Annotated in this window: 9 protein-coding genes and 1 pseudogene; 7 read left to right on the forward strand and 3 right to left on the reverse strand. The window is 42.9% G+C overall.

Annotation, left to right across the window (positions count from 1 at the left end):
• Nucleotides 1–19: 19 nt before the first annotated feature.
• From AC58PQ_RS04930 to AC58PQ_RS04950, 5 genes are all read left to right on the forward strand, one after another.
• Nucleotides 20–1264, forward strand: a complete 1245-nt coding sequence (locus AC58PQ_RS04930) for a vWA domain-containing protein (RefSeq protein ID WP_497240856.1) — start codon at nucleotides 20–22, stop codon at nucleotides 1262–1264.
• Nucleotides 1265–1343: 79 nt separating this feature from the next.
• The gene (locus tag AC58PQ_RS04935; RefSeq protein WP_497240857.1) at nucleotides 1344–2309 is read left to right on the forward strand and encodes a helix-turn-helix transcriptional regulator; all 966 of its coding nucleotides are present in this window, start codon (nucleotides 1344–1346) and stop codon (nucleotides 2307–2309) included.
• An 18-nt stretch (nucleotides 2310–2327) separates the two neighbouring features.
• Entirely contained in the window at nucleotides 2328–5234 is a 2907-nt protein-coding gene (locus AC58PQ_RS04940) for a PD-(D/E)XK nuclease family protein (protein ID WP_497240858.1), read from the forward strand.
• Complete coding sequence (locus AC58PQ_RS04945) at nucleotides 5227–8556, forward strand: UvrD-helicase domain-containing protein (protein ID WP_497240859.1); 3330 nt, start codon at nucleotides 5227–5229, stop codon at nucleotides 8554–8556. The genes AC58PQ_RS04940 and AC58PQ_RS04945 overlap by 8 nt, the downstream gene beginning before the upstream one ends.
• A gap of 124 nt (nucleotides 8557–8680) precedes the next feature.
• Nucleotides 8681–9421 carry a Fic family protein gene (locus tag AC58PQ_RS04950; RefSeq protein WP_497240860.1) on the forward strand — a complete coding sequence of 247 codons (741 nt, stop codon included), beginning with the start codon at nucleotides 8681–8683 and terminating at the stop codon, nucleotides 9419–9421.
• Between the two features lie 94 nt (nucleotides 9422–9515).
• On the opposite strand, the pseudogene AC58PQ_RS04955 reads toward AC58PQ_RS04950, so the two are convergent.
• The 3 genes and pseudogenes from AC58PQ_RS04955 to AC58PQ_RS04965 form a co-directional block, all read right to left on the reverse strand.
• A pseudogene (locus AC58PQ_RS04955) lies at nucleotides 9516–10151 on the reverse strand (SpoVR family protein); the annotation flags it as partial.
• Nucleotides 10152–10166: 15 nt separating this feature from the next.
• A complete protein-coding gene (locus AC58PQ_RS04960; RefSeq protein ID WP_497240861.1) occupies nucleotides 10167–11231 on the reverse strand; it encodes a hypothetical protein in 1065 nt (354 codons plus the stop codon).
• Nucleotides 11225–12640: a DUF3696 domain-containing protein gene (locus AC58PQ_RS04965; RefSeq protein WP_497240862.1), complete on the reverse strand. Its 1416-nt coding sequence runs from the start codon at nucleotides 12638–12640 to the stop codon at nucleotides 11225–11227. Before AC58PQ_RS04965 ends, AC58PQ_RS04960 begins: the two co-directional genes overlap by 7 nt.
• A gap of 315 nt (nucleotides 12641–12955) precedes the next feature.
• Between AC58PQ_RS04965 and AC58PQ_RS04970 the strand changes: the two genes are divergently transcribed.
• A complete protein-coding gene (locus AC58PQ_RS04970; protein ID WP_497240863.1) occupies nucleotides 12956–13138 on the forward strand; it encodes a hypothetical protein in 183 nt (60 codons plus the stop codon).
• Nucleotides 13139–13579: 441 nt separating this feature from the next.
• Entirely contained in the window at nucleotides 13580–14464 is an 885-nt protein-coding gene (locus AC58PQ_RS04975) for a GIY-YIG nuclease family protein (protein WP_497240864.1), read from the forward strand.
• The last annotated feature ends 107 nt before the right edge of the window (nucleotides 14465–14571 follow it).

Below are 14571 nucleotides of genomic sequence, written 5' to 3' on the forward strand. Positions count from 1 at the left end.
ACAAGAGAGGACGATAAACATGAACGCACCCATTCAAATCACGCACGCTTGGAATAACCAGTTTTGGCCAATAGGAGGAACGGAGAAAGCATTCTTGCTACTCGAAATGAAAGGAAATGCTGGTATTCAATCGGAGCGGGCGCCGATGAATGTATCGCTTGTCATGGATCGCAGTGGATCCATGTCGGGGGCGCCGCTTGAATTTAGCAAGAAAGCTTGCCAATTCGTCGTAGATCAAATGAGTCAAGAGGATCAACTTAGCATTGTGGCTTTTGATAATGAAGTCGATACGGTATTTGCACCACAGCCTGTTCAACACAAAGATTTATTGAAACAACAGATAAATAGCATCCGAACGGGTGGCTCGACGAATTTAAGCGGGGGTCTGCTGCAAGGGATTCAATATGTGGTGCAAGGGAAATCGGAAGGCACCGTTAACAGGGTTCTGTTATTGTTAGACGGGCATGCAAATGCAGGAATCACGGATCCTGCGAAGCTGCAAGCCATTGCGAAGGAATTCCATAGCATGGGAATCGGCGTCACAACGATGGGTGTCGGGGATGGTTTTGATGAAGAACTGATGGAGGGCATAGCTGACCAAGGCGGTGGTAACTTCTATTTTATTGAGCACCCGGAAGATATTCCTGTGATTTTTTCGAAGGAACTAGATGGTCTATCCTCGGTCGTAGCACAGAATGTACAGTTAACGATTAAACCTACGGATACAACACAGATTACCAACATATTCGGCTATAAGGCTGTGGATGTGAAAGGGGGATTGAAGCTGTCATTAGGGGATGTATTTGATCAAGAAGTGAAGTCTATCTTAATAGAATTTACGTTCTTTCCACACACAGTGGGGACTCATAAAATGGTTGATCTTCAATGGGATTTTGTTGATGTAACAGAGGGGGCTAAGATGATTTCCCTTCAACACATGGTGGAATCTCAATTCACGAATGATCTTAATTTGATCGCGCATTCGTCTAACCCGCATGTTGAGAAACAAGTGAAAATTACCGAATCTGCGATTGTCATTGAGCATGCGATAATCGCTTTTGACCAGGGTGATGAGGAAACGGGTAAAATGCTTCTTCAGCAGCAAGCTGATGAGATGTTGGTGGCCGCAGTTAACTCGGAGGACGCAGAGCTACGAGAGGAAGCACAATTGCTGTATAGCCATTTAGAGAATTTCACTTTTTCAAGCAAAACAAGAAAGACACTTCATGAACAGAAGTACAGGCAAATGAAAAGAAAGAAATAGGAAGGACTCCCCTAACCATAGGTCGAATTTACTATATCTAGTAATTAGATCAGTAGCACCTTAGAGGAGAGAAATCGACGTGAAAGAGCTTTTAATTCGGCTAATGCGAATGATTAATTTGATACAATCCAAACCGGGCATATTGGCAAGGGAGTTAGCGGATCGCTGCGAGACAACAGAAAGAACCATATATCGCGATATCTTAGCACTGCATGCTATGAATATCCCAATTTCGAATCATGGGCACGGGAAAGGCTATGCGTTTATCAGCAATTTCTCTATGTATCCCTTGGATTGGACGGAGCAAGAAGCCTTGTCATTCTCGATGTTGCCATCTGTACTGGAACAAATGAAATCATTATTGCCGGAAGGCTTTGACTCTGCTTTGGAAAAGGTCATGGGCGTTCATAAGAAATCGAAATCGAAGCGAGTCGATATTCTGCAGCATGTGACGGATGTGATCCAAATGGGGACACCCGCCTATCGCGAGGAAGATGGAAGCGCTTCCGTACTTTACGATATCATTCAAGCCATGTTATCTCAGCAAACGATAAGAACGGTGTATTACACGCAAAGCCGCAATGAGGAGTCTCATAGAGACATTGATCCCTATTATTTAATTCCTCGAGACCATCGCTTTTACTTAATTGGTTATTGTCATTCTGCTGGTGATATTCGAACATTTCGGATCAGTCGGTTTCGTGATGTGAAGCTGCTAAGTGATACCTTTGATAAAGGTGATTTTAATTTGAAAGGCTATATGAAGAACACGTGGTCCATTGAGCGAGGTGCAGACCAAATTCGTTTTAAAGTCAAATTCCATGAGAATATCGCTCGTTATATAAAGGAAGAAGAGCTCTTTGTGAAGCCGAAATTGACGCCTCAGAAGGATGGAAGTCTACTTTTTGAAGTAACGGTGAATCATGAACGTGAATTTATGAATTGGTTAAGTCAATATGGTCCGGAAGCGGAAATTCTCGAGCCTAAAGCTTATCGGGATATCATGAGGCAGAAGCTTGAACGATGGAAGACCTTATACGAGTAAAAAAGGAGCAAAATAGCCATGGTATCAGCCTTTATTCGTAACTTGCATGAGAACTTTCAGACATTTCCTTTGTCCAAAAAGGTACTTCTTGCGCCTCGGTTCGCTGACGGACAGATGTGGCTGCATCAAGTCTGTCGTGCCTACGGCCACGTTGTGAATGTTGAGGTACAAACGATAGAAAGTCTGGCATTGAAACAGGCTGCACTTAAGCTTTTTCAGCAAAAGAAAACGGTTATTCGCCCTCAGCAATCGTTCTGGATCATTCAGCAAATCATGATGGAACTGACGAAGGGGGGCGATCCCTACTTATCAGAGTCGATGATCACACCAGGTATGGTTTCCTGTTTTCATCGTTCCATTGAAGATTTACGTCAAGCCTTTGTTCATGCCAAAGACTTAGAACTGTCTTATTTCATTGACTTCCGTAAGGGGACGTATGTGAGGGAAGTCCTTCTGCGATATGAGAAGATGCTGGAGGAACATCATTTCGTGGATAAAATGCTGTTAGCTGGGCTAGTTGAAGTTGAGTCGGATGGTACTATGTTTATCGTGCCTGAGAATAGCTTGCTTTCCCAAGTCCAGCAGACGATCCTTCAGACAATAGCTGGAGAACGCTTAGTGAAGCCAAAGCTTGGCTTACCATTTACAGCATCCGAATCTGATTTTCCGGCAGACAAGGCGGAATTGTTTCATGCAACGGGTACATTGGCTGAGGTTCGCGAAGTGATGAGAAGGGCGTTATCTCAGGAGAATCCCCTCGATCAGGTCGAAGTCATTGCATCGAATTATGAGGCCTACGCAAGTGCGATGCATACACTGAGCGCTGAGTTGGACATATCCTGCACGTATGGCGGCGGGTTGCCGCTTCAATACGCTCGTATGGGCCGAACCTTACTTAAGCTGGTACATTGGCTCGAAAATGACTTCCCCATTGCGGATTTCATTGCTTTGCTTCGTGATGGAGGCTTATCGCTGCGGAATGTGGATGAGAACATCAGATCATCGGAGTGGATTCGAACAATAGAGAAGCTTCCTATTGGTTGGGGCAAAGAGCGGTATTTAGATTTGCTTGAAATGATTGAAGATAAGGGAGCTGCAGAAGAGAAGCCACTGGTAGTCAGTCTTAGAAAGATATTTCAAGGCATGTTTGCAAAATGGCCGAGTGAAGATGCATGGAGCCCAACTTTTATCCTGACATGGTTACAGCGTATCATTACGAACTACGGTACGATTCAGAATGAAGATGATGCGGGTATTGTCAAAGAAATCGATGAGCTGGCAGCCACGCTAGCTTCTGTGGATGCGATCTCGCCTTCCCTGATGAAGAAAGACGTTGCGCAACAATATGTCGCACAACTCCTATCCGGTATTCGAGTGAAAGCTGCTTCAACACCCTCACCCGGTGCTATCCACATTTCATCGCTTTCGAGTGGCGGCCTAACGGGAAGGCCATTCACATATATGGTCGGTATGGATGAACATAACTGGTCTGTGTCATCTCGTCAGGATCCGGTTCTATTAAATGAAGAAAGGCAAAACATTAGCGCTCATCTGCAACTAGCATCAGAGCGCGGCAAACTTGTGAAAATAGATCAACATAGAAGGCTAGGAAGCATTACAGGGAATGTAGCTTTAAGCTACTCCTCTTATCAGATCGCAGAAGGAAAGCAAGCGAGTCCTGCTTTTGAGCTTCTGCAAATTTTCCGAAACAAGCATCAAATGTCGGATGCAGACTACAGTGCGATGGGGAATGTGCTCGGCATGCCTGTTAGTTATTTATCTCAAAGGGCGACAAGTGAGGTGAACTTCCTGCCATTGGACAGTTCCGATCTATGGACGGTCGCGTTGATGGATCGGCACGATCAATTGCGTAACGGACGAGACAGGTTGAATACGGCGTATCCGCATATGAACAAAGGTACTCAAGCTGTGATGAATCGCGTTTCCAACGCGATCACAGCACATGATGGCTTCATACAATCAGACACATTAGTCGCTGAAATGGGACAACGCGCGTTTAGTGCAAGTCAGCTGGAACGCTATGCCGAATGCCCTATGAGATTTTATTTCGGTTACGTACTGGGGATATGGTCCAAAGATGAAGCCGTCTATGACCGAACGTGTTGGTTAGAACCTATGGATCGCGGGAACTTATTACATCGTATTTTCTATGAGTATCTGAAGCAAATCACGTCGGGCGGCTCATTGCCAGCGAATCATGACAGAACGATTATGCAAGCCATAACGGAAAAGCAATTGGCGGATTACGAGCAGTTAGTACCTGCACCAAGTCAGCTTATTCTGCAAAAAGAGTCTGATGAGATCCGTCAGGATGTGGAATGGTTCTATAACGAAGAATTGACAAAGACGACACGTCCTCTCTATTTTGAGCAAGACCTTACGATGGATGGCGAACCAATGACGTTAAAATTGACAGACGGTTCCTCTCTTACTTTAAAAGGATTTATTGACCGGATTGATCAGATTGGTACGAATACCTACAGGATCATCGACTATAAGACAGGGAGTCCGGAGAAATATCGGGACCATGCGTATTTTGCCGACGGAACGCAGCTTCAACATGCGCTGTATGCGCTAGCGGCGGAGCAGTGGTTGAAGGATACGGGAAGAGATAGGGATGCCCAGGTTACGGAGTCAGCGTACTATTTTCCGACGGCAAGAGGAGTTGGTCGGGAAGTGGTGCGTTTGCAAGATAAGCGTGAGGTGCTGACTGGACTTGTGAGACGTTTGTTGACCTCCATGGAACAGGGTGTGTACATACCGACAGAGGACGCGAGGCGTTGCCGTTATTGCGATTATGCGACAGTTTGTGTGAATCATGCTTCCTTCATGGCAGATAAAAAGAATGATCCCGATAATGCCGTGAGGCTGAAAGAGCTCTTGGAGGTGGAAGCCATTGACTAGACCTAACGATTGGGAAGCTAGAAATCGTATCGTAGATGATCTGGGAACCAACTTATTAGTTGAAGCAGGAGCGGGCTCTGGTAAAACGACGAGTCTTGTTGGCCGAATGGTGTCTCTGATTCGAACGGGGAGCGCACAGGTTGATCGGATTGCGGCGATTACTTTTACGAATAAAGCGGCAGATGAGCTCCGGGAGCGTTTTCGTTTGGCTTTGGAAAAGTCGCTGAGCAGCGCGAAAGATGCTGGGGAAAAGCAGCGTTATGCTGCCGCGATGGAAGGGCTCGATCAGAATTTCATAGGTACCATTCATGCCTTCTGTGGCATGCTGCTTCGTGAGCGTCCCGTAGAGGCGGGATTGGATCCAGCCTTTAGAGAATTAGATGAAATAGCGGGGGCGGAATTCCAAAGCCGTTGTTGGGACGACTATTTACTGCAGCTTGAAGAGCTTGGACGGGTAAACGAGCTAGAGGAGCTTCAAGGGTACGGCATCAACGTGAATACGCTGAAAGCTGTGTATGATCGTGTGTCTATGTTTAGCGATGTGCAGATCGATGCGTCTGATGTGCCACGGCCTGACTTCGATTTGATTCGTTTGTCCTTACCGCCATTGATGGCATTGGCGTGGCCTTATATGCCGTCCAATGAGCCGGAAAAAGGTTGGGATGCGCTACAAAAGGTCCTGCGTTTAATTAAGCAAAAAGAGCGCAATTGGAGCTGGGAGAACGACTTCCATGTGCTGTCGATGGCGATGGAGTTCGATAAGAAGCTGGAGGTCACGCAAAATCGCTGGACAGAGAAGGCCATGGCGAAGGAAATGCGGGATCGGTTCCAAGACGGGCAGATAACCGTTCTATTTCCCTTCCTGAGAGCTTGGCGAGAGTATCTGTATCCGAAGTTCATTAAATTTGTCATGCCAGCGGTTGCCTACGCGCAGCAGAGAAGAACGGAGTCGGGGGTTGTCAGCTTTCAGGATTTGCTCGAGAAGGCGACAGCTATGCTTCGGGAATCCTCCGCTGTGCGGGGCTATTTTGCTGGCAGATTCCAGCGGCTGCTTGTGGATGAATTCCAAGATACGGATCCGATCCAAGCGGAGATGATGTTTCTTTTGACTGGAAGCGGAGAGCGCGAGGGTGAACAAGATTGGCGCAAGCTGCAACCGCGTCCAGGCTCCTTATTTATTGTAGGTGATCCCAAACAATCGATTTATCGTTTCCGCCGTGCGGATATTTCCATCTATAACGAAGTGAAGCGCAGAATCGCAGAGTCTGGGGATGTGCTGCAGCTTCATGCTAATTTCCGATCTGTGCAGGCGATTGGCGACTATGTGAACTATCAGTTTGAGTCAAAATTTCCGAAGGTAGCGAGCGAGGAACAGGCGGCTTTTGTGAACATGCAGACGCAGTCTCCGAATCCTGCCGCTAAGAAAAAGGCCACACATGGCATCCATACCTTGACGTATCCGAAAATGGCCGGGGGCAAGGCAGCCGTTGCCAACGAAGATGCGAGAAGTGTATCGGCCTATATCGCTTGGGCCTGTGGCAAGAATGGGCTGAACATCCAGGAGAGAGATGCGAATGGCGAGTATCAGGTGCGGAGAGCTGTGCCGAGTGATTTTCTTATTTTGCTGAAAACGAGAGAGTTCATCAGTCTGTATGCGGAAGCACTGGATCGCTGCGGAATTCCGGCAGATACGGCTGGCAGCGCGGCCATTTATCCAGAAATGTTTAGTTTGGCGCAGTTGGCTACCTGTATAGCAGATCCTTCAAATAAAATTGCGCTCCTATCTGTGCTTCGCGGCGAGCTGTTTGGCATTAGTGATCAGGAGCTCTACGACTATAAAAAGGCCGGATTTGCTTTCCACTATTTGGTGTCACCTGATGAAGGTGTAGATGTTGTGGAAGCGTTGCCTGTATATGGCGTGCTGGAGAAGCTGCGCACCTACTACGCTTGGACCCGTAAGCTGCCAGCAGTAACAGCGTTAACCCGCATCATGGAGGATATGGGTCTGCTCGTCCATGCGTCACAGAAAGAAGCAGGATCGACACGCGCGGGGACGCTAATCAAGCTATTGCAGCAATTACAGGATGAAATCAACAGCGCGGCTGGTTGGGGGGCTTTGGCCGACACACTTGCGGAATGGTGCCAAGGCAGAGGTGTCGAAACCTCCAGCTTATATGCGGGACGGAACCAGTCTGTGCGCATTATGAACCTGCATAAGGCGAAAGGGCTGGAAGCACCTGTAATCTTTCTCGCTTGCCCTTGTAGCGAATCGGATCACGATGCAACAGAATATGTCGACCGAACCGTAGATCCGGCCGTTGGCTATTTTACCATCTCGCAGCAAAAGTACGAGTTTGCGAAGGAAACATTGGCTCAACCTGTCGGTTGGGAGGCGATGAATCTCCGAGAGCGTGAGTTTATGAACGCTGAAAAGGATCGACTCTTGTACGTTGCAGCTACGCGCGCGAAGCAAATGCTAGTCATCAGCCAGTATCCGGAGCAACCGGCGAAAAGCCCGTGGAGTCCACTCCTGCTCGGGATGGAGATGGTTCCCGAGCTTGAAGTTCCTGCCTTTGAGGCGGAGGAACGTGCGGAATATACCGGGCAGCTGGATGTAGCCGGGTTCATGGCAGAACGAGCTGCGAAAGTGGTGCGACTGGGGCAGTCCACCTACGCGCGGGCATCTGTCACTGGTCTGACCAAGAGTTCGGGGGAAGTACCCGAATGGTCCTCCGAAGGACGCGGCATGGCTTATGGAAGCCTTGTGCATATGGGCATTGAAGCTGCCGGTAAAGGCATGGCAGGCGAGCAGCTTGCGGCCTATATGGCCATGCTGGCAGATCAGCTCAAGGTGGCCGCGGATTTCGAAGCGGAAGCCGTTCTTGCTGTGGTTGCTTTTACGAAGAGTGAGCTCTGGATGCGAGCGCGAAGGGCGAAAACACGCCTGCACGAAGTGAGGCTTTTATTTAAGAAAAGTGCTGAGGAGATTGCTGTGGGGGATGACTCGGCCACGGAAGCTGCAGTTTCTGTAGAAGAAGAGACATTGGCTGACACTGTGCGTACTGTCTATGTCGAGGGTGTCATCGACTTCTTGTTCGAAGAAGAGGACGGTTGGGTGATCGTTGATTTCAAGACGGATCACTTCGAGGCGGGGAAGGAAGAGGAGTTTGTTCGCTTCTACCGGCCGCAGGTGATGACCTATGAGCGGGAGTGGGAGCAGACTTTCGGGTATAAGGTGAAGGAAGCGGGGCTTTATTTTATAGGGCATGAGAGGTATGTGGTGTTGGATAGACGACTGGACAAAAAAGGGGAATCCGTATGAAGCAAACACAGAAGTGAGTCTTAACTAAAGAAGATTACAAAATACTGATCAATTATTTTGGATGCGGAAATTTTCCTGAGGCTCTGTGATATAATGGTAATAAAAGTAGGACGGGAGGGGCAATATGACCTTTGGTAAAATAGATCTTTTGAAAAGTGAATTAGATAAATTACGTCCTTTGCCAGCGGCTGCAGTAAGAAATCTGGAACAAGTCTATCGAGTCGAGTGGACGTACAACTCTAATGCGATTGAAGGAAATACTTTAACACTTTTAGAAACTAAATTGGTTTTAGAAGAAGGTTTAACAATAGGTGGTAAAAAGCTACGTGAGCATTTTGAAGTCGTTAACCATTCAGAAGCGATTTATTACGTACAAGATCTAGTAAATAGAAGCATGGAATTGACTGAGTACATCATAAAATCAATTCATCATCTTGTACTTAAAAACATTGACGATGAGAATGCAGGGCGATACCGGATGATAAACGTTAGGATATCAGGCTCAGAACATACCCCTCCAAACTTTTCAGTGCTCTCCGAAAAAATAGAACAGTTGATTCAATGGTATGATGAACACAAAGATAAATTGCATCCAGTTGAACTAGCCGCGGAATTTCATTTCCGTTTCGTTTACATACATCCTTTTTCTGATGGTAATGGGCGTACAGCACGACTTTTAATGAATTTAATCTTAATGAAATACGGATTTCCGCCAGCCATTGTTAAAGCTGCAAATGAAGCTCGAATGAGATATTATGAATCTTTAGAGTTAGCAAGTATAGGAAATGATTTAAAACCGTTCGTGCAATTAATTTCCGAATGTGTGGAGGATAGTTTGCAAAAGTACATAGGTGCGGTAATGTGACTTGTGAATGTAGTTTCCCGTTAATACAACAAAAAACCTCAACCCTCACGCATCCAACGTGGTGGCTGAGGTTATTTTTCATTTCCAATCCGAGTTACAAAAACCGCCGATGATGCTTCTTCCCATCAAAGCTAAACAACACCGGTTTATCCTCCACAACTGTATGCATATGAATGGTCTTTCCCCACAGCTTATAAATATACGGCAGCGTTCGCTCCACATACTTCAGATCCAGTTCCACACCTTCAAAAGCGTGCTTCAAATACAACTCGCCGTTACGCTGGTAATCTCCGTCTTCCACCACGATGTAGGGAAAACCGCCATTCACCCTGGAATAAATAAGCTGATCGCGCGTATTTTCCCACGTTTTATCCGTAATTTTCCACTCAGGGCCCTTCTTCTCAAACACATACAGGTCTAACTCTTCAACCAACGGTTTATTCAAATAATTACGGATGAACGAGGTATCGGATTCGTATTCACGTACTTCAAAGATCTTCTTCCTGCCTTGCCCAGGTTTCCGCCCGAATCTGCGAATTTCTTCGTCCGTCGGCGCATCCCAGTGCTTCTCGATGTCTTCAAATATTTTCACGCCCAGATAATAAGGATTCAAAGAATGACGAGAGGGAACGACGACGGAGGAGTTCAGCTTGGAGTACTCAATCGTTTCTTCCTCGGTCAAGTCCATCTCACGCAGGATGTGCTGATGCCAGTATGAAGCCCAGCCTTCGTATCGCTAAGGTGCTTATAATTTGGAATGAATTGTATTTACGATATTAGTAAACTCTTCTTTGCTATCGTGTCCAAAACCATCTATTCCACATGATACCTCATTGAAAGCTTGCCAAACATGACTTCCGAATCCATCTAAAATTTTTGCTTTAGGTTCGTATGTACTTAAATCAATGGCATGAAAAAAATTCTCGAATATACTCTTTATTTCATTTGTTTCAGTATATTCCTTACAAACAATACCCTTTTTTAAGTCAAAATAGGATTTTTGTAATTCGTTAAAATTAAAAAAATGATGATTTAGTTCTGAGTATCTGCTTTGGTCATTTAACCACTTTTTTATTGCATTATCGGGCAGATAATTTTCTATTTCGCGTTTCTGAAGAACTATTATGTCGAAGTTTCTTTCTTTACATTCCTGTTTCAAATTTGATATTTTTTCTTCGAGCTCTTGCTCTGGATACTTTTTGTCACTATCAACAATACAAACAGCTCTAGTCGGAAAAATGAATGAGTTGATAACCCTTGGAGTGGTATTTCCTCCACCAAGCCTAAATTCTATTCTAGTGTCGGCATCCATATTCAACTTTACATCAATGTCAAAATCTAATTCGATATCCGCATTAACAATAATATCGTAGACAGTTTTAATGAACGCCTTATCAGAATCGCTATTTTCAACAACAATATAAAGAGGACGAGCAAGGTAAGTTTCGATAAATTCGTAATGAAGATATTGATGTTCAACAGAGTCTTTATTGTGAATAACCAAATTTCCGTTAAAACAAATTTTCGAGTCTGGATTATTGGGGGTATGTTGCTTATCAGTTACTCTAACAACCATTTTGTGATTCAATCTATTTGTGTAGAAATCTTGTTTAGATTGGGCTAGTAAGGTTTCGGTAAAACTACTAAAATAATCACAATTTATTATTTTATCAATTTCAATGTAATTTTCAAATATTATTAAGTGTTTACCAGTCTCAACTAAAATTAATATTTGTTTTATAGCAGTTATTATGATTTGATCTCCGCCACGAGCGCGGTCCCAAAGTCTTGGTGATACACTAATTACCATTCTTCTTCGACTCCTGCACTGTTTTTCGATCTTAATTTGTTGATCTCGATGATTTCCTTGTAATCCTGGTCAAAGAAGTCTTCTGGAAAATCGTCTATAAAACCATCATCATTAACATTGAGTTTTCTAATTATTGACCCATTATCGGTACTATTTTGTTTTTCCACAAAGTATATCGCTACATTGGAAGCCGAAATTTTTTTCTCTAAGATTCTTCTACGTAAGCGCAATAGTATATGCTCGCTGTGTGTCTCAATAACATAATGATTTTTCTTGTCGATTTTATTTCCTGCAATAAATAGGTCTGCTAATAAAGATTGTGCAGCAGGATGTAAGTGAAGTTCTGGTTGCTCTATAATATTTATTTTTTTTAAAAGGTTGTTTAAAATGCTGCTTCGCATACGAAAATTTGTCTTTTCTACCGCATTGTTATTAATAAAAACTTGAACAATAATAGGTAATACTTGGGAAAGTCCGAAACCTACATCTCGAATATTATTAATTACACCTGTGTCTAGATCTGTAACGAGGATTCTGTACATTCCTCCACTAAGATCTTCTACATGGATATTGATCCTTAGATGTTGTTTTAACCAATTATTAAGTTTTTCAAAAAAAACATGGTCCTTCTTCTTATAATAACTAGCAAGTATTTCAGAAGTGTATTCACCATCGGCTCCTAGGTTTAGCATACTTGCTTGTTGATAACGATAATTTCGGTCAGGTGTTCTTCTGAATGGACCAAGATAATTAATTCTAAGCATAGTTTCCTCAATTACTAGTTCAATTGTTCTTAAAAAGTGACGAATATTTTGAAATTTTTCATTTAATTCATTATCGACACCCTCTATTAGTCTTCCAAATTCTTCGAAATCTATTTCTGGAACAAAAGTATTAAATATTAAATTTAGTTTGGCAGATATGCCAAACATTACAGTTGTATAACTGTTTTCTTTATTTAATTCACAACCAAAAATTACATTCTCACCGTCTTTGATTAACAATTTTTTTATCTCGATATCCGACCATACATTTTTTTTATCAGACGTCTTCCCGATTTCAACATATATCGAAACCTCATCGGTTATATTGATCCTATTCTTACGTGGACCAAAATATCTGTAAAGAACATGTTTAATCATCTTGGCTTGATATTTTAATGTGAATGCAATGATTTCATCTTCCTCATGAAAAAAAACAACATCCTCAAAATTTCCATAGTCAAGGAGTTTTCCGTAAAAAAGTAGGGGTCCTATGTTCTCAAGTAATGTTTGTTTTAACACAATCGGAAAACGGATTAGGCTGCTTTTACCACTACTGTTTTTCCCGATGATAATAGTTATGGGTTTAATTTCGATTTCTCCAGAATTCTTAAAACTCTTAATATTGAATAATTGAAAGCTGTCCACAGTTCACACTCCTTTTTTGGTAAATGCTAGAATTTACTAATCATATAATAATTCTAAATAATTTACATCATAATGTGTTGCTTTAGGATGATGTTTTTTGAAATGTTAACTTTTGAAAAAAACCATTTTGCTAGAAATCATTGGAATGTCTAATTCCCTATATGCTAGATCGTAAATTGGGAGGTTCGAAAACATGCCGCTTTTCAATGATCCTCCGTTTTTCTGACCAAATAACCTATTTTTTTAGAGTTATTTCATTTTGGCTGGATTCCAATAACATATGCAGTTGGAATAAATCGCGGGAGGATTGAATGTGTGTTTATTCCGGAAAAGTGGAGTGTTGAAGAAGAAGGTAAAGACAAAGGGCGATTATCATTTGAAGGGACAGAGGGACCTGTCAGTCTATTAAAAAAGCTTCAAGGGCAAACAGACAAATTATTGAAGAAATTTGGCTCTAAAAGTGCGTTAGCATACTTGTCACTTTCCGAATTGGATTAAATGAAGCTAGGATACTCGGTGTATCATAGCATTTATTTTAATTGAGGAATAATTCGTCTTACAGCTTCGATAAATAGCAAAATTATGACAGAAGCTCTTTATGGAAATGATGAATAGAAGAGAAACATTGGATGCATGGGAGGGCGGTTCCACAGATGGAAAAAAGCGTATCATTAATATTTCGCGAACGCCCTGTTCAATGGGGGTTGAGGGGCGATCCCTACCTGTGGACGACTTGGAAATCTATTTTTTAAACGTATTTAATCCGTGTTCAAACGAAGAATTTCTTAAGGAATTCTTCGTTTGAACAGTTCACTGGCAATAAACTTGTAATCTCAGAATATGGTATTTACACTGGCAAGGAAGTAACGTGATCTTCACAATATCTCAACGCAAGAAAACGTAAACACAAGTTATTTTTTTAGGTTAAAGGAGATCTCAATGGGAAAGAAACTTACGATATTCCTAATCGATGGTTTAGCTACAGGTCCGAGAACAATTGAAATAGGCAATTGGTCTGGGAAAGCCATCTATTCGCAGCGGTCTTCATTAGCTAAGATTTTGGATCGTGAAGAATTTGAACGACCAGGTGTTTACATTCTTAAATCCATGCCCAATAGCGAGAACTTTAATGAGCGCGTCTATATTGGGGAGGCAGAGAATCTCAAGAAGAGGTTGAAACAACATTTAGCTAACTCAGAAAAAGATTTTGTTGAGTTGGTAGCATTCGTCAGTAAAGATGAAATGTTAACGAAATCTCATATTAAGTATCTTGAATCCAAAATCATTGGATTAGCTCGTGAAGCTAAAGCTGCTGAAATTGATAACAGCGTAAATCCTGAGTTGACTACGCTACCGGAAGCAGATCGATCCGATATGGAATTTTATTTGGAACAAATTAAATTGATTTTGCCAGTAGTTAATTTCATGTTCCTTGTTTCATCTGTATATAAACCATCTAATTATAATCATAATGAATTACAGCAAACAGTCGATTCAAAAATGTATTATTTAAAGAGCAAATTGGCTGACGCAATGTTGATTGAAACCGAAGAAGGGTTCGTTGTATTAGAGAACTCGCAGTGTTTGAAGCAGGTGCAAAATTCATTTCCAGAAGGCTATCTCAAGCTCCGAGAGAAACTAATTGCGACGAATGTTTTGACGGATAATGGAAACTTGTATATCTTTAAAGAAAATGCCATATTTACAAGTATTAGCGCAGCGGCGGCGGTAATCTTGGGACGATCAGCTGCAGGTCCTATGGAATGGTTGGACTCCGATGGCATGACCTATAAGCAAAACCAGGAAAGAAAATTCAATAGTTGAATATTGGATTCATTCAAAGCTAGGTTGCTGTTGGCAACTTAGCTTTAAATTTTGTCAAACTATATATGAAGGAAGTACTTGATTTGCAGCAGTCATCTTGAACTTGT

Source organism: Paenibacillus sp. J22P143 (genome assembly GCF_059692035.1).